Below are 22,184 nucleotides of genomic sequence, written 5' to 3'. Positions count from 1 at the left end.
CGCTTTCCTGTTCCTTGGCATTGCGCTCGGGCTGTGGCGCGCCAGCCGCGAGGTGCTGGCGCGCCACTGGCGGGACCTGCAGCCCGTCGCACTGGCGTTTGCCGCCTACGCCGCCTATGCCTTGTTCTTGCACCTGGCGCGCGGCACCGGCTGGAACACGGTCGAAGCACCCTTGCGGATGCTGCTCGCCCTGGCCGTCGTGCCGGTGTGGCGGGCGGCGGCGCTGGACGCGCGGCCGTGGTGGATTGGTGCCTGCGCCGGTACGCTGGCCGCGGCCGCCCTGGCGGCCTGGGAACGCTGGGGCGCCGGCTTCGAGCGCGCCGGCGGCTTCCTGAACCCGATCGTATTCGGCAACCTGGCGCTGGTGCTGGTGCTGGTGGCGCTGGCCGCGCTGCTGGACCCGCGCGTGCGCCGGCACTGGTGGTGGCCGGCGGCGGCCGCGCTGGCCGGGGCCGCCGCCTCGCTGCTGTCCGGCAGCCGCGGCGGCTGGCTGGCGCTGCCGCCGGCCTTCCTGCTGCTGTGGACCCAGCGCCGCCACATCCCGCGCGCCTTGCCGGGCAGCCTCGCGCTGGCCATCGCCGCGCTGGTCGTGCTGGCCTACGCGGTGCCGGCCACCGGGGTCCGGGCCCGGGTCGAGGTCGGCTTGAGCGACCTGCGCCTGTACCTGGACGGCAACCCGTTGCCGACCTCGCTGAGCGTGCGCCTCGAGTTGTGGAAAGCGGCAGGCATGCTGGCAGGCGAGCACCCGCTGGCCGGCATCGACACCGCGGCCTACAAGGCGCAGATGCGGGCCTGGATCGCCGAAGGCAGGCTCAGTCCGGCCGTATTCGCGCCGCCGGAGCCGCCGCACCTGCATAACGACGCCCTGCAGGCCCTGGTGACCCGGGGTGTGCCCGGCCTGGCTTGCTGGCTGGCGATCATGCTGGCGCCGCTGTGCTGGTTCTGGCGGCGCCTGCGCCGTGCCGCCATTGGGGAGCAGGCGGCGCCGGCCCTGGCCGGCCTGCTGGTGGTGGTGAGCTATGCCATGGCCGGGCTGAGCGAAGTGATGTTCTGGTCGATGAAGGCGAGCCTGCTGTATGCCCTGCTGGTGTTCGCCTTCATGGCTTGCTGCCTGCGGGCCGCAGGCGCGCCGCGCAACCTGGCCGGTCCCTAGCGGCCCTCGTGGCGGCGCCAGTCATCCTTTGCCAGCCCCTGGCGGCTTGCCCCGGGGAGTGGCGCAGCTTCGGCCGGACGTCCTTCGAGGAAGGCGGGGCAAGGACCCAGCCGGCCGGCCCAGCCGTCGGCCAGCGCCCGCCTGACGATGCGCCAGGCGCCTTTCCGGAAGCGTCCACGGCAGCCCAGCCACAGTCCCAGACCGGTCAGGGTCGCGACGCTTCCCGCGAGTAGCGGCAGCCGCGCATGCCGGCGCGCCACCACGATCCGGTTGCGCAGGTTGTAGTAATGGCGGGCGCTGATCGGTCCGGCACGCATCCTGCCGGCGGGCGCGCGCAGGTGGTCGACGACGCTGCCCGGCGCCAGCCACAGAGGCCAGCCGGCGCGCCCCAGGCGCAGGCAGTACTCGGTGTCGTCGTAGGACAGGAACAGGGCGGCGTCGGGCAGGCCGCAGGCCGCGGCGGCGCGCGCCGATACCAGCAGGCCGACGAAGGAGGCGGTATCGACCGCGACCGCCGCGCGGCAGTAGTCGGCGGGGGCGACCGCGCGCTCGATGCCGCTCAAGAGCGCGTAACGGCGCCGGTGGGCCAGCGCCACGGCGCCGAACTCGAAGACAGCCGGCGCCACGGCGCCGGGCGCCGCCACGCTGCCTGCCTGTGCCAGCGCCTCGGTCAGCCGTTCCAGCGTATCGGGGCGCGGCACCGCGTCGTCGTCCAGCAGCCAGATCCAGTCGCAGCCGCCGGCAAGGGCGTGGCGCATGCCCAGGGCGAAGCCGCCCGCGCCGCCCAGGTTGCCGCCAGGGCGCAGCACTTCCAGGCCGGGGCAGCGCGCCAGCACGGCGCCGGTTTCCGGCCCGCTGCCGTTGTCGACCACGACCACATGGTCGGGTGGCCGCTGCTGCGACTGCAGCGCCGCCAGCACCTGCTGCAGCAGTTGCGGGCGGTCGCGGGTGACGACGACGGTGACGATGCGCATGGTCGGCTACAGCCGTCGTGCGAGCCGGCTCACCATGCGGCGCACCGGTTCGCTGCTGCGTTGCGGATCGAACAGCAGCGCATGCAGCAGGCGGCTGTGGCGGAAGGCGAGGGCGTTCAGGCGCTTGCTGCGCGCCCGCTCGCGGATCAGGCGGCGCAGGCCGGCGGCGTCCTGGAAGCCGGCCAGTTCCGGCCCCTGCAGGGCGACCCAGTCCAGGTGCATCAGGTTGTTCATGCACTGGAAGCGCGATCCGCCCACCCAGGCATACTTGGGGAAGACCAGGCCGATCTGCCAGGGGTCGAGCAGCATCACCTCGGAGGCCATGAAGCGCGCGTGGTCGCGCAGCACCGCTTCGGAGCTGTCGTTCAGCACGCGCGGACAGGCATAGCCGCGGGCTCCGGCGAACTGGATGCACAGGTGCTGCTCGACGGCGAAGCGGGCACGGAAGCGGCGTTCGAAGATCGACGAGCCGGGCGGATGCGCGCGCTGTTCGTAATGGCGCGCGTCGAGCGCATCCATCGGCGCGGCCGACCAGTAATCCTGCAGCAATCCGGTCGGGCCGAAATGGAACCAGTCGCTCAGGTGGTAGGGCAGGCGCTCGAACATGGCGGGGTCGAGGGTGAAGAAGGAGCAGGCCAGCAGCCGTTCGCGCCCACCATCGCGCCGGCGCTGCTCGACGGCGAAATCGAGGAAACCCGCATGTTCCAGGAAGCAGTCGGTGCGCAGCTTGACGGCGTAGGGCGTATGCACGGCCGCCAGGCCGGCGCGTGTGCTGGCCAGTTGCCGGTTGGCGTTGTTGGCCTTGTCGTCGTCGAGCTTGAGCGGCGCCAGCGGGCCGGGATCCGGGCTGAACACCACGGCATCGACGCCCAGCTTGCGCGGCACGTCCGTGCCTTCCCAGGTGGACAGGACGATGCGCGCTCCCGGCAGTACCTGGCGCGTCATGCGGATATTGCGCACGAAGTCGTCGCGCTCGCGCGTGACGTAGGGCTTGAATGCGCCCTGGAACACCAGGGTGATGTCGGAAGTCTTCATGGAGCGACAGGCGGGTTGTGGGACGCGTGCTCCGGGCGCGGTTCGGGCGCCGGGGCGGGAGCCAGTGCGTCGATGTAGCGGCGCAGCGGATGGTCCAGCCGGCGCGCTACCCGCTTGACCCCGAACAGGCCATGGGGGTCGAACACGCGCCAGGTGTTGTTCCCGTCCGACATCGATTCGTAACGCGCCAGCCAGGCCGCATCGTCGGCGGCGATGCGGTCGACCAGGCGCCGCCGTATCCGGTGGAAGCCGCTGCGGATCATCAGGTACTCGATCAGGCGGCGCGGGAAGTGGAGGGGATCGCCCGGACGGCCGATCAACGGATCGGCATAGCGCAACACGCGCCAGAATGCCCGGTCGAAGCGGTGCACCTCGGACAGCACATAGGGACGCCCCCCGATGGGGGCGCCCAGGGCATGGGCCGCGGTGGCCAGCCAGACCTCCTCGCGCGGATAGGCGGCCGCGGCGTCGAGGTGGCGCTCGAGCAGGGCAGCCACCTCGAACAGCAGTGCCGCCTCGAAGCTGGCGCCTTCGACCTGGGAACCCACCAGGCTTGTGCTGCCGAGCCTGCGGCACAGGCTTGCGAGCGGCTGGTCGGCCAGCGCCGGTGCGGCGAAACGCCAGCGGCTGCCGGCGCGGATCGGCCGCGTATGCAGGAAATTGCCGCCACGACCCAGCCAAGCGGCCAGTCCCGGGCGTACCAGCATGTCGTTCGAGGCATGCAGGCAGATGCGGCTGGCGTCGCCGGCACGGCGGATCCAGGCGATATTGGCCAGGTGGGCCTGCAGGATGCCGCCCCAGCGCGTGGCATGGCGTGCGGGATTGAGCACGACGTTGCGGCAAGCGCAGGCTTGCAGCGCCGTTTCCAGCTCGGGCAGGCTGAAGCGGGCGTTGGCCGACACGTGCAGCACGACGCGCGCTTCGGGAAAGAAGGCGGCGACGTTCCTGGCCTGGCTCGCCACTACCCGCGCCTGCGTGTGCACGGGGAGCGATATGTAGATCAAAACAGGCTCCGTGCGTTGTCGCGCAAGTCGCTGTACTCCTGCGGCGTGCCGGCGAAGTGCACCTCGTGCGCATCGATCTGGTGGTACAGGATGCGCTTGCCGGACGAGATCAGGTGGTTGTACAGGGGCGCGACGTAGAGTTCGCCCCATTGGCGCAGGTAGCGGCCGCCGTCGCCGAGGGCATGCTCGCAGCCCGCGCCGAAATCGGCGGCGCGCGCGAAGTAGTACAGGCCGGTGCTGCACAGCGGGGATACGCGGCGCTTTTCCGTGGTTTCGGCAACCAAGGGGCAGAGCGAGGTGGCGGGACGCACGAAGGACCAGTGCGACCCCTCGCCGGCGAACACCTCCAGGTAGCCGTCGCTTGGCCCCATGGCCTCGGGGAAGCGGTAATGCGGACGGATGGTATCGATGTTAAAGATGAGCAGGGCCTCGCTGCCGCCGGCGCTGGCGGCGTCCAGGCCGCGCAGCACGGTTTCGGCCTGGCCGCGCGTGCTCTCGCCGAGATCGACCGCAAGGTAGTTGTCCAGGCCCAGCCTGTCGCATTCGCGTGCGATGAAGTCGTCGGCGCCGAAAGCGTGGCGGTGGACGAACACGAAGCGCTCGCTGCCGAAATAGTGTTCGAACGAGCGCAGGCAACAGGCGAACAGGGTCTGCCCGTCGAGCGGCAGTTCGTACTTGGGCCGGGAATAGCCGGCGTCAAAGAAGCGGCGGCTCATTCCCGCCATCGGGATCACGATCATGCGCTCTCCATTCGAGGTAAACGCGGATGGCATTGGCCAGCAGGGCGCGTTGGCGTAGCGGGGCGTCGGCGTGCAGCGGCAGCATCGACAGGAACAGCAGCACCATGACGGGATAGCAGTCCCATGCGGTGGGCAGGCGGCCGGCGAAGGGCGTGGCCAGGAACAGCTCGCGCAGCGGCCCGGTGCGTTGGGCCAGGACACGAAAGCGCAGCGCGTGGCCGGGAGGCAGGCGTCCGGCGGACGTGCCGGTGCGGCGCAGGCCGGCCTGCTGCGCCTCCGGTTGCGTGGCCGGCGATATCTCCAGCCCTCCGCTCAGCTGCATGTTGCGCTGCTCGCTGAACTGCGCGCTTCCCGCACTGCTCATCTGCATGCCCGCTCGCTGGCCAGGCCCGTCCTCTTCTTCCAGCACGAAGTGGCCGGCCACGATGTGGTCGTACAGCCCCAGCACCGAATGGGCAAGCTTGCCGATGTCGTAGCGCAGGTCGCCGAAGCGGGACGGGCGGCCGTTGGCATCGGTCCCGCGCGGGTCGATGGTCTTGACGCGGCCGGCACGGAAGTCGAACAGGATATTGCTGAAGCAGAAGTCGCCGTGCAGGAAGCTCGGTTCGGGACTGCCGGCTTCGACCGCTGCGCTGGCCTGTTCGGCGATGTTGCGTAGCGAAGGCGTGCGTACGCCGTTGAGCGACCAGCCGGCGTCGAGGTCGCACCCGGAGGCCGCGGCGTAGGTCTCGAGCCGCGACAGGGTCTTGTCGCGGTAGGCCTGGCGGATGGCGTCGAGCGGGGGCGGCTGCTCCAGCGGGACCGCATGCGCGGTGCGCAGGAAGGCATCGGCGGCACGGAAGATCCGGGCCCAGACCCGCTCGGGCAGGCGCCCGAAGACGTAGAGTTCGTTCAGGGTGGCCAGGTGCAGGTATTCGAGCTGGTAGCCGCAGCCGCAGCCGTCGTCGGTGCGTCCGATGTAGGGGGCCAGGAAGGGCTTGACCGCGCGCGGCGCCCGTTCGAACCATTCGGCCTCGGCCGCGATCTTGCCGCTGTCTTCCCCGGTCTTGGTGACCACGCCGTCGGACACGCGCAGCTGGTTGAAGTGGCGCTGGGTGGTGACGGTGCGCTTGGAATCGAAATAGGTGTGCACGTGGCCGAAATCGAGCCAGCGCGCGACCGGCCAGTGCGCCAGGCCGACCTGGCGCTCGTAGGCGACCACCGAGGCGATGAAATCCCCGCCCTCGGCCAGCAGTTCGCGCAGCCGCGCGGTATCGGAGAACGCGAACATGCCGGTCCAGATGCCGCCCGGCTGGCCGTGCCGGGGAACTTCGTGGTACCAGTCGTAGTATTCGTCGGTCTGGCCCACGGCCAGCCAGTCGCTGCCGGTGCGCGGCGGGTCGTCGATCAGGGTGTCGCCGTAGAGGATCTCGATCGGCCCGGTGAGGCCGTGCCTGGACAGGAAGTCGTGCACCGCCCAGCCCAGCGCCGCGCCGGTTTCGGTACGGTACAGCGTGATGCCGCAGGCTTCCAGGCAGGCGGCATCGGCCTCGTCGAGTGCGAAGTCGCCCGGCACCGTCATGACCACCTGCGCATGGCGGGCGCCATGGCGCCGGGCCTGGTAGGTGAACAGCCGCCGGTTGCCCACCGGGAGAAAGGCGGGCGGAATGCGGCCGAACTCGGCGTACAGCTCGCTGTCGACGTAGGCGCCGGAAGTGATGAGCAGCATTTATGCCTCGCGCCGTTCGTCCGCCAGCAGGGCCGAGATGTCGGCCAGGGAATAGCGCAGGAATTCCGACGGCCGCACGGCCTTGTCGTCGACATAGAAGCCTTGCGTGCCGCACCATGGCTTGCCGACGTGGAGCTCGTCGCAGGGCACGCCGTGCCGGGACAGCCATTCGACGATCAGGGGCAGGGTATGCAGGTTGATCTTGCCGATGTTGCCGCTGTAGGTGCGCACGTTGCGGCTGGTGCTGATCACGATGTCGAAACCGTCGCGCTGGTAGTCGCGCAGGCGGGCGATCAGGGCCAGGTTGGGAAGCGCGTGCGCATAGCCCCCTTCTGCGCAGTAGGCGATGGTGTCGTCGAGGTCGATGATCAGGCGTTTCATGCGACCAGAATAGGCGGCGCCGGAAGCGGATCCATGATCCATGTCTATCGTGCGCAGGGTGCTCACGGTGCTTACAGGAGGTTGGCGTCGACTTCGCACAAGAGCCCGTGTTCGAGCCGGAAGAAGCGGCGGCAGTGGCGCTTGAGGGCCGCGATGTCGTGCGAGGCGAACACGAAGATGCGCACCGAGGAGATCAGCGCTTTCATGCGGTTGGCGGCCTTCAGCTGGAACTCGGCGTCGCCGGCGCCGAAGATCTCGTCGACCAGCAGGATGTCCGGACTGGTCGAGGTGGCCACCGCGAACATGAGGCGCGTGGCCATGCCCGCGGAATAGGTGCGTACCGGCAGGTGCAGGAAGGGGCCGAGCTGGGTGAATTCCTCGATGTCCGGCAGGCGCGCGGCGATCTCGCGCTTGCCGATCCCGAGCAGCATCGCCATGCGCCGGATGTTCTCGTAACCGCTCAGTTCGCTTTCCATGCCGGCCCCGAGCTCGAACACGGTGGCCACCCGGCCTTCGCGCAGCACGCTGCCGGCCGAGGGGCAGTACACCCCGGCCATGGTGCGCAGCAGGGTGCTCTTGCCGGCGCCGTTGTGTCCCAGCAGCCCGACGCTGTCGCCGTCGCGCAGCCTGAAACTGGCGTCGCGCAGCGCGGTGACGAGCTGGATGCCGCTTCCCTCGGACTCGATGCGCCCGCCCGTCGAGACCCGCATCAGGTGCCGGCGCAGGGACTTGGCGCGTACGTCATAGACCGGATACTGGACCGTCACGCGGTCGAATTCGAGGCGCGCCATGATCAGAGCCAGTAGGCGATGCGGTTGCGCTTGGCGTTGAACAGCCACAGGGTGAGGATCCAGCCGCCCAGGCACAGCAGGGCATTGGTCAGCACCACGAAGCCGGGCGGCGCCGTGCCCAGCAGCGGATAACGCATCAGCTCGATCAAGTGGCTGAAAGGATTGAACCAGATGAATTCGGCGCTGAACGGCAGGTAGTCGGGCCGGTAGAACACCGGGCTGAGGAACATCAGCAGCGGCATGGCGGCGCCGAGCACGTATTCGAGGTCGCGGAAGCGCGCGCCGAGCATGCTGAGCAGCAACGCCAGCCACAGCAGGTTGGCCGCCACCAGCAGCAGGCAGGGCAGGGCCAGCAGGGTATGGCGCGTGACGGGCACGTCGAACATCAGCACGACCGCGACCAGCACCGGGAGGTTGTGCGCGAAGTTGATCAGGTGCTTGAGCACCATCTGGATGGGCGGCATCGACAGCGGCATGCTGACGTTGCGGATGAGCGCGGCCTGCCGCCAGTAGGTGGTGGTGGACTCCAGGATGCAGCCGCTGAGCAGTTGCCACAGAATCAGGCCGCAGGTGAGCGAAGGCACGAAACTGGCGCGCTCCATGCGTAGCAGCTCGCTCCAGACCAGGCCGAGGCCGAGCGTGCCGGCCGCGGTGCCGAGCGTCATCCAGAACGGGCCGAGCACGCTGCGCCGGTAGCGCGCGCGCAGGTCGCTGGCCGCGATGAAGGCGATCACGTGCAGCAGCCCCCAGGCATGGCGCAGGTCGGTGAGGGCCGGGCCGCCCAGGACCTTGCGCACGCTGCCGTTCATGGTGGTCGTGGCGGTGGTTGACATGATGGGCGATTCTGGCCTTCCGTATCCCCGCGCGCCTGATCTTGCGCAATCGGGCGCGATACCGATGCAACTGCCGCTCCGGTCATGCCGTCTGAATCTTCATGTGGCCGCGGGCCGGTTCCGGAGACGTCGATGGACAATTTCCTAAAGCAGTATGCGCGCATGCAAAAGACTTTCTATGACGACTCGGCCGCCGACGTCGAAGAGATCGTCGGCAATTACGATTACCACGAGAACTTTCCGTACGAGACGCACCTGCTGCACCTGTATGGCGACATCCGCAAGCCCGTGCTGGCCGACCCGCAATCGGCACGCGGCTTCGAGATCGGCTGCGGCGAGGGCCGCATGATCCGGCGCATGTCGCGCCTGCTGCGCCAGGTCGACGGCGCCGACATCTCCAAAAAGATGGTGCGGGCGGCGCGCGCCCGCACCCCGAATGCCGAGATCTTCCTGAGCGGCGGCACCGACTGCGGCGAGGCCCCGTCCGACGCCTACGATTTCGCCTACTGCGCCATTTCGATGCAGCACATCTGCGTGTACGACACGCGCGCCCGCATCCTCGACGACATCGTCCGCATCCTGCGTCCCGACGGCTGCGCCACGCTGCAATTCTTCTTCTCGCGCTACTACCCCTACTGCCGCACCGCACCGCCGCCCACCAACGAAGCCTTCCTGGTCGACATCCACCACGTCGACCGGCTGCACGCGCGCTGGACCGAGAACCGCTGGGACGCGGCCGGCACCAACAGCGCCTGCGACGTCGCCTTCGGCACCGACGACATCCCGCGCGTGCTGGAGGACTTCGGCCGCTGGTTCCGTCAGGCCGACGTCTGGTTCCACGACATCTCGCTCGGGCGGCCGGACGCTCGCGGCGGCGGCCGCGAGCGCATCCTGCCCGAGGTCCATCCCAACTGCCATGGCTGGGACGACGCCTGGTTTACGCACATGGCCTTTTTCCACCTGCGCGGGCCGAAAAAATGACGCGGGCGCCGGTCCTGGCCAGCTGTTCGGTGGTGGCCTACGCCACTCCCCCGGAACAGATCGAGAACCTGCTGCGCGGGGTGAGCGGCAGCTGGCCACGGCTGTTGACCTATCTCATCGAAAACTCCCCGGACGACAGCCTGCGCAGCCTGGCGCCGCGCTACCAGGCCCTGTACTGGCACCAGCCCGACAATCCTGGTTTCGGCCGTGCCCACAACCGGGCCATGCGCGCCGCGATGGAAGCCGGCAGCCGCTACCATTTCGTGCTCAACCCCGACATACATTTTTCCGACGATACCTTTCTCCGTCTACTGGCCTATATGGAAAGCCAGCCCGACGTGGCCATGCTGGCCCCGCGCATCTGCTTTCCCGACGGCCGCCTGCAGCCGCTGTGCAAGCTCCTGCCCGCGCCGATCGGCCTGGCGACACGCCGTTTCCTGCCCTGGCTGCACCGGCGCTCGGGACACCAGTACGATTACGAAATGCATGCGAGCGGCTACGACCGCATCATGGACGTGCCGGTCCTGTCCGGCTGTTTCATGCTGATCCGCACCGATGCGCTGGCCAAGGCAGGGCTGTTCGACGAACGCTTCTTCCTGTATTTCGAGGACGTCGACCTGTCGCGGCGGCTGGCCCGTGTCGGCCGCACGGTGTTCTATCCGCACGTGACGGTGGTGCACGAGTATGGCCGCGGCTCCTACCACGACTGGCGGCTGCTGTGCCATCACAGCGCGTCCGCGGTGCGCTACTTCAACAAGTGGGGCTGGTGGTTCGACGAGGAGCGCGAGCGTGTCAATGCCCGCGCGCTGGGCAGCATCTCGCTTGCGAAAACAGGCGTCGGAATCGATGCCGCCGGGGACGTGGCGCCCTGAGTACCCGCGTACCGGGACAGGTTCTTAGCAGAGCTGTCCGCCGAAAGGATCGCTGATGGTCTGCCTGGCGTAGTCGATGCCGCTCAGCTCGGCATATTGGGCCATGCTGCGCACCGTGCCGAGTCCATAGGCGCCGGGCAGGCCGTCGCCCATCAGCAGGCGGTTCAAGCGCAGCTTGGCGCGCTCGGTGAGGTAGCCCGAGCCGAAGGCGCGCCGCGCGTCGAGTTCGCCATGCCAGTGGTGGGTCTCGTAGGGCGTGCCCTCGTTCTTGTACAGGTGGTAGACCGGGGTGGTGAGCGGGTGGAAGATGTCCCAGCCACGCGTGAAGGCGCGTACCGCCAGGCTCTGCTCCTCGCCATGAAAGTACAGGTAAGGGTCGTAGGGAACTTCTTCCACAAAATTGCCGGCTGCGAACAGGAAGCCGGCCGACACGTGGCAACCCAGCACCGGTTCGCTGGTGAACAGGTGGCGCGCCATGAAGCGCAGCACGGCGTCGCCAGGTGTCAGGTTCTTCTCCGGATGCGGACGCAGCACCAGCGCGGTGCGGCCTTCCCCTGGCGTGTAGCGGGGCTGGCCGTCGACCATGTCGAAGCGGTAGGGATAGGTGCTGATGATCGGCTTGGCCGAGCGTTCGCCCAGCCTGGCATGCTGCTTGCGCAACTGCTCATCCCAGTCCGGCTCGAACAGGGTGTGCGAATCGACCTGCAGCAGGAAGGCTTCGCCGTCGTACAGCGAGAAGGCGGTGTTGCGCGCCCAGCTCACGCCCAGGGTGTCCCGCGGGTTCAGGTGCACGTAGCGCACCTGGCGCGCGAAGGGCAGGGCCGCGATCGCCGCTCGCTGGTCGTGCGCGTGCTGGTCGACCACGCCCAGCGACAGCAGCTCCGGCCGCGCGGCTTTCGCCACCGCGTCGTTCAAGGTGAAGAACAGCATCGGGTCGAGGTAGGACGCGATGCTGACGAAGATCGTCGAGCTGGCCGGTGGCGTCATCGGACTCACGCAGTGATGCCCTGCAAGGGGCCGCCGTCCGCCTTGAGCGCGCGCTGCACGGCCGAGGCGGGAAGGTTCATCAAGAGCCGCACCAGTTCCGGCTGGCGGTTGGTCGCGGTCTTCTGGTAGATCGACATCAGCTGCTTGCGCACGGTGTCGTACTGCACGCCCAGGGCCTCGGCGATGCTCTTGAGCGGCATGCCGTCGGCCAGTAGCGAGGCCACGCGGCATTCCGCGTGCGACAGGCCGAAGGCGGCGGTGAGCAGGTCCGAATCGATCTCCTGGGCCGAGGTCGGGTGGTAGAAGAACAGCATCACCAGCGGGCGCAGGCCGAAGCTGCCCAGGGTGCGTTCCGGCACCAGCAAAGTGAAGAAGCCGTACAGGACGTCCGGCGCGGCGCCGGCTTCGCTGCTCATGTGCAGCACGCGGAAGGCCTTGCCCGTCTCCGCACCGGCGCCGTCCGCAGCGCGTGCCTGGTGCTCGAGCTCCGCGCACTGCTCGAGGAAGGCGCGGCGATAGGCTTGCGGCAGCACCAGGCGCTTGTCGGCCACCTGCACCAGGCTGGTCGAGCCGAGCAGGCTGCGCGCCGCCTCGTTCGCCAGCACCACCTCGCCGCCGGTGGTCAGGAGCATGACCGGCTGGCGCAGCTTGTCGACCAGCGCGTGTCCCACCAGGGCCTGGGCCGAATACACGAACTGGGCCAGGCCCATGCGTGCGGCGCGCTGCAGGTGCGGGCGCAGGCGGTCGAGGAAGGCCAGGGCCTCGGGCGGCATCGGGCCTTCGCCGGGACGGCGCAGGAAGGCCAGCATCACGGTCGCTTCCTTGTTGTCGACCAGCTTGCACAGGCTCAGGTAGCGTGCGCCGTGCGGGAGCAGGTACTCCTGGTAAAACGGATTCGTGGAAACGAACGCCTCGTCGAAATGCTCGTGGCAATGCAGCCATTCCTCCGTCCACTGCGTGCGTATCAATGCAACCCGGGGATCGATGAACTGGTACTTCTGGATGTATTCCAGGTCGATCTGCGGCGTCATGGCGGCGCCGTCGCTGTACGACAGGGCGCCATGGACGGCATCGAAAGCGAGCATGTGGACGGCGCGCCCGCCGACCGCTTCGTGCAGGCATTCGAACACGCCGCGCCAGGCGGACCGGTCGTCCAGCGTGTCGTAGATGAGGTTGATGGCGCGCTCAAACTGCGCCTGGGACAGATCCAAAATGAACTCCAAATCAATCGTTCGCATGCATCCTAGCTGATGCTACGACGCATTGAAACTACTGGTTGCCAACTAGCCACGACAATATATCAAAATGGCAATATTAACAACAGGAGCGTCTTCTTTCACGGTGCGGAAGGGGAGCTCAGCAGGACTGTCCTGACCGCGCCGCCTGCCGCCGGCGTGAGCTGGTAGAGGCGGTCGTATTCGTCGTCGCCGATGTCGGCGCCCGGCGCCCCGCCGAACAGGCGCACCAGTTCCGGCAGGGTGTTCGAGTGGCCGACCACCAGCACCGGTCCGGACAGGGCCTTTACCTTCTCGACCAGCGCTTTGGGCGCGCGCGGGTCGTACAGCTGCACCTCGGCGCCGATGCGCTGGGCCAGCGGCTGGGCGGTCTGGCGCGTGCGCTGGGTCGGCGTGCTGAACACGGCTGTGATGCCGGTCCGCGACAGGATGGTGGCGATCGCCTGGGCCCGGGCCTGGCCTTGCGGGGTCAGTTCCGGGTCCTGGCCCACGCTGGCCTTTTCGCCGTGGCGCACCAGGTAGACCGCGCTCGGCTCGGCCAGCGCGGCGCCGGGCGCGAGGATGGCCAGGCTGAAGGACAGGCAGCGGAACAGGCGGGCGGACAGGCTCATGGGATTCTCTTTGTATAGGGACGAAAAAAAGGCAGGGTAGCACGCCCCTGCCTTTCTGTTAACGCTGTCGACTCTTACAGCTGGGTGAGCGAAATCGTATTCGCCGCCGGCGTCGAGCACGGCTCCTCGTCGAAGGCGATGTCGCCGTTCGGATTCGGCACGCCGTCGGTCTTCAGGTCGACGAAGCCGAAGAGCTTGCGGTCCTGCAGGTGCGAGGGCACCACGGTGGAGAGCGACGAGAACACGTTCTCCACCCGCCCCGGATGCTTCTTTTCCCAATCGCGCAGCATCGCCTTGATCTGCTTGCGCTGCAGGTTTTCCTGCGAGCCGCACAGGTCGCACGGGATGATCGGGAAGCCCTTCACCTCGGCGTAGCGCTCCGTATCCGCTTCCTTCACGTAGGCGAGCGGGCGGATCACCATGTGCTTGCCGTCGTCCGAGACCAGCTTGGCCGGCATGCCCTTCAGCTTCCCGCCGAAGAACATGTTCAGGAAGAAGGTCTCGAGGATGTCGTCGCGGTGGTGGCCCAGGGCGATCTTGTTGCAGCCCAGCTCGTCCGCTACACGGTACAGGATGCCGCGCCGCAGGCGCGAGCACAGCGAGCAAGTGGTCTTGCCTTCCGGGACCAAGCGCTTGACGATGCTGTAGGTGTCCTGGTTCTCGATGTGGTACGGCACACCCAATTTGTCCAGGTAGGCCGGCAGCACCTCGGCCGGGAAGTTCGGCTGCTTCTGGTCCAGGTTGACCGCGACGATGTCGAAATGGATCGGCGCACGCTCGCGCAGGGTCATCAGGATGTCCAGCAGGGCATAGCTGTCCTTGCCGCCCGACAGGCAGACCATCACCTTGTCGCCGTCCTCGATCATGTTGAAGTCGCCGATCGCCTGGCCTACCAGGCGGCACAGGCGCTTGTGCAGCTTGTTGTTCTCGTACGCGAGCTTCTCCGCTTTTTTGGCGGCGTCCGCGTTCAGTTGATCGAAATCCGCTTCGCTCATGCTTCTTCCTTCAGTTGGAACACTTCCACGCCCACGCCTTCGCAGTCCGGGTAGACGTCCGGCTTCATGGTCGACACCCGCGCGGCGCGCACCCGCGGGTGCGTCAGCATCGCCTTGACCACGTCGTCGCACAGGGTTTCCTGCAGGTGGATGTGGCCTTTCGCGATGCGCCTGGCGATGGTCTCGCGCATGAAGTCGTAGTCGACCACTTCCGACAGCTGGTCGGCCTTCGGGGTGGACTGCTCGAGCGGGATGTACAGGTCGACGTTGATCAGTACACGCTGTTCCGCCCGCTTCTCGAAGTCGTGCACGCCGATGTTGATCATGACTTCGTAGTTGCGCAGGAACAGCCGGCGGCAGTTGCGCAAGCTCGGGTGGATCAGGGCGGATAACATGGTAAAGCCTTATTAGGAATGATGATTATTTTCAGTCAGGAACATCACGTCTCGTGATAATGGCGCCAGGTGCTGGCCGCCATCGACCAGCAGGGTGGTGCCGGTCAGGGCGCGGGCGCCGGCGGCATACACCACCGCGTCGGCGATGTCCTGCGGGGTCGAGGACCGGCCCAACGGCGTCATGCGGTGCGCCTGCGCGAAGCCTTCCTCGCTCTGCTCGCCCGACACCATCGTGATGCCGGGCGCCACGCCGACCACGCGCACCGCCGGAGCCAGCGCCTGCGCCAGCATCGTGGTGGCCGCGTGCAGCGCCGCCTTCGACAGCGTGTACGACAGAAAATCCGGGTTGAGATTGTACAGTTTCTGGTCCAGCAGGTTGATCACGACCGACTGGCTTCCCGGCGGCGTGGCCGCGTGCAGGGCCTGCGCCAGCAGCAGCGGCGCGGTCACGTTCGCTCCCATGTGGGTGGCGAGCAGGGCCGGAGAGAAACTTGTCGCACTGTCGTATTCGAACAACGATGCATTATTGACCACGCAGTGCAGCAGGCCCAGTTCCGCGGCCACGCGGCCGGGCAGGGCGTGCACCGCGGCTTCGTCGAGCAGGTCGCACTGCAGCAGCGCGGCACGCCGGCCGAGGCCGCGGATGGCTTGCGCCGTCTCCAGCGCCTCGCGCTCGGAATGGCGGTAGTGCACGGCGACATCCCAGCCGGCGGTGGCCAAGCCGAGCGCGATCGCACGACCCAGGCGCCGGCCGGCGCCGGTCACGAGCGCGACCTTCGGGGAAGAGTGGGCGGTTTCCGTCATCGATTGTCTTGTGCTGAACCTGAAAGATGCTGCTTGTTTGCCGTTTCGCTACAATGCCGGCATGTCCCTGCCTCTACCCGCACCCGACGCGCTGGCCGCGTCCCAATCCCTGCAACAACTGATCGCCACCGAGATCGAACGGCTCGGCGGAGCGATGGCGTTTTCACGGTTCATGGAACTGGCGCTGTATGCGCCCAGGCTCGGGTACTACAGCGGCGGCGCGTCCAAGCTGGGAGCGAGCGGCGATTTCACGACCGCGCCCGAGATCTCGCCCCTGTTCGGGGCGGCGCTGGCGCGCGCGGCAGCCGCTATTATCGCCCAAAGCGCGCCCGAGATCATCGAATTCGGCGCCGGCACCGGCAAGCTGGCGCGCGACGTGCTCACCGCCCTGGACGCCATGGGCGTGACGGTCGCCTCGTACACCATCATCGAACTGTCGGGCGAACTGCGCGCGCGCCAGCAGGACGCCCTCAAGGACTTGCCGCAGGTGCGCTGGCTGGACGGCATGCCCGCATCCTTCAGCGGCGTGGTGCTGGCCAACGAGGTGCTCGATGCGATGCCGGTCGAACTGGTCATCCGCAAGGACGGCCGCTGGCAGCGCCAGATGGTCACGGTGGAAAACGGCGCCTTCGCTTTCGTGCAGCAGGAGCTGCCGCAGGAGCTGGCGCTCCACCTTGCGCGCCAGATTCCCGACGCCGAGCACCTGCCGGATGGCTACGTCACCGAAATCCACCCGGTGGCCGAAGGCTTCATGGCCTCGCTGGCAAGCATGATGAAGGGCGGGCGCGGCGCCGCCTTCCTGTTCGACTATGGGTTCCCGGCGCACGAGTATTACCTCGACCAGCGCATGGGCGGCACCCTGATGTGCCACTATCGCCACCATTCGCATCCGGACCCGTTCTACCTGCCGGGCCTGCAGGACATCACCGCCCACGTGGACTTCACCGCGATGGCGCTGGCCTCGCAGGAAGCCGGCCTGCCGGTGCTGGCCTACATGAACCAGGCCTCCTTCCTGCTGGGCTGCGGCATCGGCGAACTGCTGATGGAAACCGACCCGGCCGATGCGCTGCGCTTCCTGCCGCAATCGAAGGCGGTGCAGAAGCTGGTGTCGCCGGCCGAGATGGGCGAGCTGTTCAAGGTGCTGGTGGTGGGACAGGAGGTGGACTTGCCTGACGCTATCGTGCGGGCGGACCGCAGCCACCGCCTGTAGAATTTTTGACATCTTGCGCTCCGGATACAAATCCGGCTAAGCTGTACAACCCGGAGCGTCCGCAACCAGGCGATCGAGCAGCCCCGACGGAACCGCGCACCTGAAAGAACATGGCCAAGATCCATACCCACTATGACAACCTGAAGGTCGCGCGCGGCGCGCCGGCGGAAGTCATTCGTGCGGCATACAAGGCCCTCAGCCAGAAATACCATCCCGACAAGAACCCGGGCGACGAAAAAGCCGCCCGCATCATGGCGATCGTCAACACCGCCTACAACACCCTGTCCGACCCGGTGCGCCGCAAGGAGCACGACGAATGGATCGCGTCGGAGGAGTGGGAAGTGGAATGGCTGGAAAGTAGCGGCGCCGAAGAGAACCCGGCCCATGCGGGGCGCCAGGCGCGCCCCGACGCCTGGGAACCGCGCGCGCCCGACACGGCTGCGCGCCCGCGTCCGCGCCTGATGCGCGACCCGCGCTGGTGGCTGGGCCTGGCCAGCTGCTTCCTGGCCGGCGCGGCCGCCGCCGTCTACCTGATGGAGCCGCCGCAGGGCAAGCTGCCGCCGGCACTGGCCTGGGCCGGCAAGCCCGATCCGGGCGCGGGCGCGGCCCCGAGCCTGCCCAGTGATCGTCCCGACGAGCTCGGCGCCGACGCCAGCACCGAAGGCTGGGCGCGCCGTTTCGGCGGTGAGGGCAAGGCGCCGCCGCCCGAGATCAAGGCGCTTGCCGTGACCCAGTTGGTGGTGCCGGCGCAGGCGCCCGACTGCGGCACCGACCTGCAGACCCTGACCGCCCCCAGCGGCGACCCGTGGCCGGCCGAGTCCGGCTACTTGCCCGGCTACCCGGTGGGCAACAGCGGCAGCGAGATGCAGTTCATGATCGACAACAGCGCGAATGCCTCGCCGATCTTCGTCAAGCTCTACGACCTCGACCGCCGCTCGAATGTGCGCCACGCCTACGTGCAGGCGCGCGCGACTTTCCTGATCGACAAGCTCAGCGCCGGCAAGTACGAAGTCCGCTACCAGAACATCGTCGTCGGCGACGGCAAGACCGAATGCCTGAACGGGCGCCGGGTGCCGCTGCGCCAGGCGGCGGCCTTTTCCCCGGGCGGCTGACGGATGTTTGCGCTGCATCGCATACGTGATTTGAACGCGCGGACGGCGTAGCGTAATCTGGTCCACTGGACCAGATTACGCCTACTTGTCGTTTTTTCGCGCAATAACTCATCGTTGCGCTGCGTCTTTACCCAATTTACCTAATTTGTTCCCGAGCCGTAATATACTGGCCTGATGCAACGCCCATGTAGCGTTGCCGCACGCCCAACGCAGGCTTACGGACACATGAACGAACTGGAAGGCCTCACGGCCCTGATCATCGAGCCCCACTCGGGCATGCGCGCCAACATCCACAGCATGCTCAACATGTGTGGCCTGACGCGCATCGAGCACGCCAGTTCGTCCAACCTGGCGGTGAAGCACCTCGGCCTGCGCAGCTTCGACATGATCCTGTGCGAGTACGATCTCGAAGGCGGCCAGGACGGCCAGCAGCTGCTCGAGGACGTGCGCCACCATAAGCTGATGCCGCTCTCGACCATGTTCTTCATGGTCACCGCCGAGGGCAACCACAGCAAGGTGGTCAGCGCCGCCGAGCTGGCGCCGACCGACTACATCCTCAAGCCCTTCACCGCCGACCGCCTGCTCGACCGCATCGCGCGCGCCCTCGAGCGCCGCAGCGCCTTCATGCCGGTCTACACCCTGATGGAAGCGGGCGACCAGCGCGAAGCGATCGCGTCCTGCATCGACGGCGAGCGCCTGCACCCGCGCTACGCGGTCGACTTCATGCGCCTGCGCGCCGAGCTGCACGTCTTCCTCGGGGAGCCGGACCAGGCCGAGCCGATCTACCGCAAGCTCGTCGAGGTCAAGGCGATCGCCTGGGCCAGGCTGGGCCTGGCCAAGACCCTGTTCTTGCGCCGCCAGTTCGACGAGGCCAAGGGAATGCTGGAGGAGCTGGTCGACTCCAACCGCAACTTCGTCGACGCCTACGACTGGCTGGCCCGCACCCACGCGGCGGTGGGCGACCTGGCCAAGTCCCAGGCCGTGCTGCTTGACGCGGTGGCGGTGTCGCCGCATGCCGTGCGGCGCCTGCGCACGCTGGGGGAAACCGCCTTCGAGGCGGGCGATACCGCGGCGGCCGAAAAGGCGCTCAAGCAGGTGGTGGCCAAGGCCAAGTATTCCGAATTCCGCGACCCCGAGGACCACGTCAAGCTGGTGCGCACGCTCGTCAAGAAGGGCGACCCGGTGGCCGCGGCCTCGGTCATCCGCGACCTCGACCGCTCGATGGGCGGCCGTCCCGCCACCGTGCTGTGCAGCGCGATCTCCTCGGCCCTGCTGCACGAATACACCGGCAACGAAGCCCGCCTGGGCGAATCCCTGGCGGCCGCGCTGGCGGCCTGCGCCGACGTGCCGGGGCTCTCCAGCGACCTGAAGCTGGAGCTGGCGCGCACCTGCCTCGAAAACGGCATGGAAGAGGGCGGCGCCGAACTGGTGCGCGAGGTCATGCGCAATGCCGCGAGCGACGCCGCCATGCAGCGCGCGATGGGCGTGCTGGAAGGGGCGGGCTTTCCCGACCTGGCGCGCACGCTGGCGCAGGAAAGCCGCCAGCACGTGGTCGACCTGGTGGCCGACGGCGCGGCGCGCGCCCGCAGCGGCGACTACAAGGGCGCCGTGAGCATGATGCTGGAAGCGGCGGCCAAGCTGCCGAACAACCCGGCGGTGGCCTTCAACGCCGCGCTGGCGACCCTGCGCTGCCTCGAGCACGAGGGCTGGGAAGACAAGCTCGGCCAGCAGGCCGTCGGCCTGATCGGCAACGTGCGCAAGCTCGACCCGGGCAACCCGAAGCTGGGCGCCCTGTCGGCCCTGCATCACCAGGTACTCAGGAAATACGAACGCAACGCGCTCGGGCGCCCGGTGAAACCGGCCCAGAAGAGCGCGCCGGCAGCCGCCCCCGCGGGGAAAGCAGCATAGGAAAGATGAGCCGCGATGGCAGCAATGTTTGATTCGATGCCGCCGGAAGGCGCAACCCGGCGCGTGCGCGCCGCCCTGATGCACAAGGTCTGCGGCGACGAAGAAATGTTTGCCCTCGGCGCCTCGATCGCCCGCGTGGTCGAGATGGCCTCGAGCGACGACCAGGGCACCCACGACCTGGCCTATTACGTGGTCTCGGACCCGGCGCTCACCCAGCGCATCCTGCGCTTGTCCAATACGCTCCAGTACCGCACCCCGGGCGGCACGCCGGTGACGACGATTTCGCGCGCCATCTCGCTGCTCGGCTTCGACAACGTCAAGACCACGGCCCTGGCGATGCTGCTGGTCGATGCGCTCGACAGTTCCGAGCACGCCGGCAGCGTGCGCCTGGAGCTGGAAGCGGCCCTGTGCGCCAGCCTGGTGGGCCGCGAGATGGCGCGCCACAGCTTTTACCAGGGCGCCGAGGAAGCGGCGATCTGCGCGCTGTTCAAGAACCTGGGGCCCCTGCTGGTGGCCAGCCACGAGCACGAGCGCTACCGCGAGATCGCGGCCCTGGTCGCGGGCGGCAAGCACACGCCGGGGCAGGCCTCGCACATGATCCTGGGGGCAAGCTACGACGCGCTGTCGCAGGCGGTGCTCACCGAATGGAAGATTCCGGACGTGATCGTGCGCGCCCAGGCCGCGCTGCCGCCGGCCGCGCCGCGGGTGGCGGCCAACCGCGGCGAATGGATGCGCCAGGTGGCCGCCTTCGGCCTCGACGTGGCGCGCCTGCTGGCGAAGACCCACGAGCCGGCCGGCTCGAACGAGGCGCTGGCGCTGCTGGTCCGTTACGGCGAGGCCCTCGACCTCGACCGCGCCCGCATGGACGCACTCATGTCCGCGGTGCAGGAAGGCATGCGCGGCCTGCTCGAGAGCATGAACATGCAGCCCACGCCCAGGAGCGAGGCGCAGGAGGGCGGCGGTTTGCCGAACGTGCTGCTGCTGGCCACGCTCGACGCCGGCGAGCAGGAGCAGGAAGGCCTGCACCCGAGCGGCAAACCGAAGAATGCCCGCGACCTGCTGCTGGCCGGCGTGCAGGACGTGACCCAGATGCGCGCCTCGGGCGGCAAGGTCAACGACGTGGTGCTGGCGGTGCTCGAAACCCTGTACGGCGCGCTGGGCTGTCGCTTCGCGGCCGTGTGCCTGAAGGATGCCAGGAGCGGCCAGTACCGGGCGCGCCTGGTGCTGGGCGAGGACAGCGCACGCAAGCAGGCCGGCTTCGCCTTTCCGGTGGGCTCGAGCCGCGACCTGTTCCACCTGGCGATGGAGAACGATGCCGACCTGATGATCTCGGACGCCTCCAGCCCCAAGATCCGCGACCTGCTGCCGGAATGGCACCGCCAGCTGCTGCCGGATGCGCGCAGCTTCATCTTGCTGCCGCTGGTGGTGGGGAAGGTGCAGCTGGGACTGTTCTATGCGGACCGCACCCTCACGGCGCCGGAGGGCGTGCCGCCGGACGAGACGGCGCTCATCAAGGCGCTCAAGGGGCAGGTGCTGGCGGCGCTGGGACAGGGCTGACCGTGCCTGCACCTCCACCTGTCAGCAAATTGCTGCCCGTTCGCCATGAAACGCCAGACCGTCATCCCGGCGCAGGCCGGGATCCAATTCCTTTGCGCAGTGACGGGCGCATTCGCGAAGCGCCATTAATTAAACACGCAAACAAAATTGGGCTCCGGCCTTCGCCGGAGCGACGGTGTCGAGGGTGGTGGACGAGGAAACATCGCCGCCCAGAGCATCCCAACAACCTTTTATTTCGACATCCCTGCAATTCCCGCAAAATCACCCTTGTGGTTTTGCATCCCGCCCGTTACAATCACGCCCCGAAGCAACGCTGCTATGCGAAGCGGACAAAGTCTGCTGAAACTTAGTTGACAGTACGTTGAGCTTGCTTCATACTCTGCGGTTCTTCGCGGTGGGGTGGCCGAGTGGTTAAAGGCAGCAGACTGTAAATCTGCCCTCTCTGAGTACGCTGGTTCGAATCCAGCCCCCACCACCAAAAAGAAGAGTCGAAGGAATTGAAAGGTTGTACCTCGCGGGTGTAGCTCAATGGTAGAGCAGAAGCCTTCCAAGCTTACGACGAGGGTTCGATTCCCTTCACCCGCTCCAGTTAGTGCGGTGTTTCTAACCGCAAAAATAAGCCCTTGTAGCTCAGTGGTAGAGCACTCCCTTGGTAAGGGAGAGGCCACGTGTTCAATCCACGTCAAGGGCACCAGAATTTTGTACGGCAGTCGCGTTGCACTCGTCCGTCAGGTGTGCCTGGTAATTCTCAAAAAAATCGTTAGATCTTAGGAGTCTGAAATGGCAAAGGAAAAATTCGAACGGACCAAGCCGCACGTCAACGTCGGCACCATCGGTCACGTTGACCACGGCAAAACCACCCTGACGGCTGCAATCGCAACCGTTCTGTCGAAGAAGT

The 22,184-nt window shown here is 67.6% G+C and carries 22 protein-coding genes and 3 tRNA genes; 11 read left to right on the top strand and 14 right to left on the bottom strand.

The genetic code is table 11. The features are described 5' to 3' along the window. On the top strand, positions 1–1,153 hold a 1,153-nt coding region (locus ACK4S9_RS18980), incomplete at its 5' end, for an O-antigen ligase family protein (RefSeq protein ID WP_409728864.1). Here the strand turns inward: ACK4S9_RS18980 and ACK4S9_RS18975 are convergent. Genes ACK4S9_RS18975 through ACK4S9_RS18940 form a run of 8 tightly spaced genes read right to left on the bottom strand, consistent with a single transcriptional unit; the run spans position 1,150 to position 8,619 of the window. Beyond that, positions 1,150–2,127 carry a glycosyltransferase gene (locus ACK4S9_RS18975; RefSeq protein ID WP_409728862.1) on the bottom strand — a complete coding sequence of 326 codons (978 nt, stop codon included), beginning with the start codon at positions 2,125–2,127 and terminating at the stop codon, positions 1,150–1,152. The two genes, ACK4S9_RS18980 and ACK4S9_RS18975, sit on opposite strands and share 4 nt — an antisense overlap. A 6-nt stretch (positions 2,128–2,133) precedes the next feature. Further along, positions 2,134–3,162: a WavE lipopolysaccharide synthesis family protein gene (locus tag ACK4S9_RS18970; protein WP_409728860.1), complete on the bottom strand. Its 1,029-nt coding sequence runs from the start codon at positions 3,160–3,162 to the stop codon at positions 2,134–2,136. Continuing rightward, on the bottom strand, positions 3,159–4,166 hold the full coding sequence (locus ACK4S9_RS18965; RefSeq protein ID WP_409728859.1) for a hypothetical protein: 1,008 nt from the start codon (positions 4,164–4,166) through the stop codon (positions 3,159–3,161). Before ACK4S9_RS18965 ends, ACK4S9_RS18970 begins: the two co-directional genes overlap by 4 nt. Next, on the bottom strand, positions 4,163–4,906 hold the full coding sequence (locus ACK4S9_RS18960; protein ID WP_409728857.1) for a capsular biosynthesis protein: 744 nt from the start codon (positions 4,904–4,906) through the stop codon (positions 4,163–4,165). Before ACK4S9_RS18960 ends, ACK4S9_RS18965 begins: the two co-directional genes overlap by 4 nt. Beyond that, positions 4,863–6,614, bottom strand: a complete 1,752-nt coding sequence (locus ACK4S9_RS18955; RefSeq protein ID WP_409728855.1) for a phosphotransferase — start codon at positions 6,612–6,614, stop codon at positions 4,863–4,865. Before ACK4S9_RS18955 ends, ACK4S9_RS18960 begins: the two co-directional genes overlap by 44 nt. Continuing rightward, on the bottom strand, positions 6,615–7,037 hold the full coding sequence (locus ACK4S9_RS18950; RefSeq protein WP_409728853.1) for a capsular biosynthesis protein: 423 nt from the start codon (positions 7,035–7,037) through the stop codon (positions 6,615–6,617). 29 nt (positions 7,038–7,066) lie between these two features. Continuing rightward, entirely contained in the window at positions 7,067–7,786 is a 720-nt protein-coding gene (locus ACK4S9_RS18945; RefSeq protein ID WP_409728851.1) for an ABC transporter ATP-binding protein, read from the bottom strand. 2 nt (positions 7,787–7,788) lie between these two features. Continuing rightward, entirely contained in the window at positions 7,789–8,619 is an 831-nt protein-coding gene (locus tag ACK4S9_RS18940) for an ABC transporter permease (protein ID WP_409728849.1), read from the bottom strand. A gap of 132 nt (positions 8,620–8,751) precedes the next feature. Here ACK4S9_RS18940 and ACK4S9_RS18935 point away from each other — a divergent pair, with 132 nt between their 5' ends. Next, the gene (locus ACK4S9_RS18935; protein WP_409728847.1) at positions 8,752–9,600 is read left to right on the top strand and encodes a class I SAM-dependent methyltransferase; all 849 of its coding nucleotides are present in this window, start codon (positions 8,752–8,754) and stop codon (positions 9,598–9,600) included. Beyond that, the gene (locus tag ACK4S9_RS18930; RefSeq protein WP_409728845.1) at positions 9,597–10,472 is read left to right on the top strand and encodes a glycosyltransferase; all 876 of its coding nucleotides are present in this window, start codon (positions 9,597–9,599) and stop codon (positions 10,470–10,472) included. Before ACK4S9_RS18935 ends, ACK4S9_RS18930 begins: the two co-directional genes overlap by 4 nt. A gap of 24 nt (positions 10,473–10,496) precedes the next feature. On the opposite strand, the gene ACK4S9_RS18925 is transcribed toward ACK4S9_RS18930, so the two are convergent. The 6 genes from ACK4S9_RS18925 to ACK4S9_RS18900 all read right to left on the bottom strand — a co-directional run bounded on the left by ACK4S9_RS18925 (position 10,497) and on the right by ACK4S9_RS18900 (position 15,499). Next, a complete protein-coding gene (locus tag ACK4S9_RS18925; RefSeq protein ID WP_409728843.1) occupies positions 10,497–11,459 on the bottom strand; it encodes a GlcNAc-transferase family protein in 963 nt (320 codons plus the stop codon). 5 nt (positions 11,460–11,464) lie between these two features. After that, positions 11,465–12,670 (bottom strand): helix-turn-helix transcriptional regulator, encoded by a 1,206-nt coding sequence (locus ACK4S9_RS18920; protein WP_409728841.1) that lies wholly within the window; start codon positions 12,668–12,670, stop codon positions 11,465–11,467. A gap of 125 nt (positions 12,671–12,795) precedes the next feature. Beyond that, complete coding sequence (locus ACK4S9_RS18915; protein WP_409728839.1) at positions 12,796–13,305, bottom strand: SixA phosphatase family protein; 510 nt, start codon at positions 13,303–13,305, stop codon at positions 12,796–12,798. A gap of 74 nt (positions 13,306–13,379) precedes the next feature. Beyond that, positions 13,380–14,300, bottom strand: coding sequence for a tRNA 2-thiocytidine(32) synthetase TtcA (gene ttcA / locus ACK4S9_RS18910; RefSeq protein ID WP_409728838.1), 921 nt, complete (start codon positions 14,298–14,300; stop codon positions 13,380–13,382). Continuing rightward, positions 14,297–14,695 carry a dihydroneopterin aldolase gene (locus ACK4S9_RS18905; RefSeq protein ID WP_409728836.1) on the bottom strand — a complete coding sequence of 133 codons (399 nt, stop codon included), beginning with the start codon at positions 14,693–14,695 and terminating at the stop codon, positions 14,297–14,299. Before ACK4S9_RS18905 ends, ttcA begins: the two co-directional genes overlap by 4 nt. A 12-nt stretch (positions 14,696–14,707) precedes the next feature. Then, entirely contained in the window at positions 14,708–15,499 is a 792-nt protein-coding gene (locus tag ACK4S9_RS18900) for an SDR family oxidoreductase (protein WP_409728834.1), read from the bottom strand. A gap of 61 nt (positions 15,500–15,560) precedes the next feature. Between ACK4S9_RS18900 and ACK4S9_RS18895 the strand changes: the two genes are divergently transcribed. The 8 genes from ACK4S9_RS18895 to ACK4S9_RS18860 form a co-directional block, all read left to right on the top strand. After that, on the top strand, positions 15,561–16,709 hold the full coding sequence (locus tag ACK4S9_RS18895; protein WP_409728832.1) for a class I SAM-dependent methyltransferase: 1,149 nt from the start codon (positions 15,561–15,563) through the stop codon (positions 16,707–16,709). Between the two features lie 110 nt (positions 16,710–16,819). After that, positions 16,820–17,821: a DnaJ domain-containing protein gene (locus ACK4S9_RS18890; RefSeq protein ID WP_409728830.1), complete on the top strand. Its 1,002-nt coding sequence runs from the start codon at positions 16,820–16,822 to the stop codon at positions 17,819–17,821. Between the two features lie 225 nt (positions 17,822–18,046). Next, a complete protein-coding gene (locus tag ACK4S9_RS18885; protein WP_409728828.1) occupies positions 18,047–19,729 on the top strand; it encodes a response regulator in 1,683 nt (560 codons plus the stop codon). A 15-nt stretch (positions 19,730–19,744) separates the two neighbouring features. Further along, positions 19,745–21,286 (top strand): HDOD domain-containing protein, encoded by a 1,542-nt coding sequence (locus tag ACK4S9_RS18880; protein WP_409728826.1) that lies wholly within the window; start codon positions 19,745–19,747, stop codon positions 21,284–21,286. 393 nt (positions 21,287–21,679) lie between these two features. Beyond that, a tRNA-Tyr gene (locus ACK4S9_RS18875) sits at positions 21,680–21,764 on the top strand. Positions 21,765–21,800: 36 nt separating this feature from the next. Further along, positions 21,801–21,874, top strand: a tRNA-Gly gene (locus tag ACK4S9_RS18870). 31 nt (positions 21,875–21,905) lie between these two features. Beyond that, positions 21,906–21,980, top strand: a tRNA-Thr gene (locus tag ACK4S9_RS18865). 86 nt (positions 21,981–22,066) lie between these two features. Beyond that, positions 22,067–22,184: GTP-binding protein (locus ACK4S9_RS18860; RefSeq protein WP_016448483.1), on the top strand; the 118-nt coding region annotated here is incomplete at its 3' end.

The organism is Massilia sp. (genome assembly GCF_046293535.1).
GTDB lineage: Bacteria > Pseudomonadota > Gammaproteobacteria > Burkholderiales > Burkholderiaceae_D > Telluria.
The sequence above is the reverse complement of the archived record's forward strand: the minus strand, read 5'-3'. Positions and strand labels throughout refer to the sequence as shown.

Bases quoted from the DNA above. Each gene is read 5' to 3' on its own strand.
- ACK4S9_RS18975 (WP_409728862.1), bottom strand. From the start codon at position 2,127: ATGCGCATCGTCACCGTCGTCGTCACCCGCGACCGCCCGCAACTGCTG.
- ACK4S9_RS18970 (WP_409728860.1), bottom strand. From the start codon at position 3,162: ATGAAGACTTCCGACATCACCCTGGTGTTCCAGGGCGCATTCAAGCCC.
- ACK4S9_RS18960 (WP_409728857.1), bottom strand. From the start codon at position 4,906: ATGATCGTGATCCCGATGGCGGGAATGAGCCGCCGCTTCTTTGACGCC.
- ACK4S9_RS18955 (WP_409728855.1), bottom strand. From the start codon at position 6,614: ATGCTGCTCATCACTTCCGGCGCCTACGTCGACAGCGAGCTGTACGCC.
- ACK4S9_RS18950 (WP_409728853.1), bottom strand. From the start codon at position 7,037: ATGGATCATGGATCCGCTTCCGGCGCCGCCTATTCTGGTCGCATGAAA.
- ACK4S9_RS18945 (WP_409728851.1), bottom strand. From the start codon at position 7,786: ATGGCGCGCCTCGAATTCGACCGCGTGACGGTCCAGTATCCGGTCTAT.
- ACK4S9_RS18940 (WP_409728849.1), bottom strand. From the start codon at position 8,619: ATGTCAACCACCGCCACGACCACCATGAACGGCAGCGTGCGCAAGGTC.
- ACK4S9_RS18935 (WP_409728847.1), top strand. From the start codon at position 8,752: ATGGACAATTTCCTAAAGCAGTATGCGCGCATGCAAAAGACTTTCTAT.
- ACK4S9_RS18930 (WP_409728845.1), top strand. From the start codon at position 9,597: ATGACGCGGGCGCCGGTCCTGGCCAGCTGTTCGGTGGTGGCCTACGCC.
- ACK4S9_RS18925 (WP_409728843.1), bottom strand. From the start codon at position 11,459: ATGACGCCACCGGCCAGCTCGACGATCTTCGTCAGCATCGCGTCCTAC.
- ACK4S9_RS18915 (WP_409728839.1), bottom strand. From the start codon at position 13,305: ATGAGCCTGTCCGCCCGCCTGTTCCGCTGCCTGTCCTTCAGCCTGGCC.
- ttcA (WP_409728838.1), bottom strand. From the start codon at position 14,300: ATGAGCGAAGCGGATTTCGATCAACTGAACGCGGACGCCGCCAAAAAA.
- ACK4S9_RS18905 (WP_409728836.1), bottom strand. From the start codon at position 14,695: ATGTTATCCGCCCTGATCCACCCGAGCTTGCGCAACTGCCGCCGGCTG.
- ACK4S9_RS18900 (WP_409728834.1), bottom strand. From the start codon at position 15,499: ATGACGGAAACCGCCCACTCTTCCCCGAAGGTCGCGCTCGTGACCGGC.
- ACK4S9_RS18895 (WP_409728832.1), top strand. From the start codon at position 15,561: ATGTCCCTGCCTCTACCCGCACCCGACGCGCTGGCCGCGTCCCAATCC.
- ACK4S9_RS18890 (WP_409728830.1), top strand. From the start codon at position 16,820: ATGGCCAAGATCCATACCCACTATGACAACCTGAAGGTCGCGCGCGGC.
- ACK4S9_RS18885 (WP_409728828.1), top strand. From the start codon at position 18,047: ATGAACGAACTGGAAGGCCTCACGGCCCTGATCATCGAGCCCCACTCG.
- ACK4S9_RS18880 (WP_409728826.1), top strand. From the start codon at position 19,745: ATGGCAGCAATGTTTGATTCGATGCCGCCGGAAGGCGCAACCCGGCGC.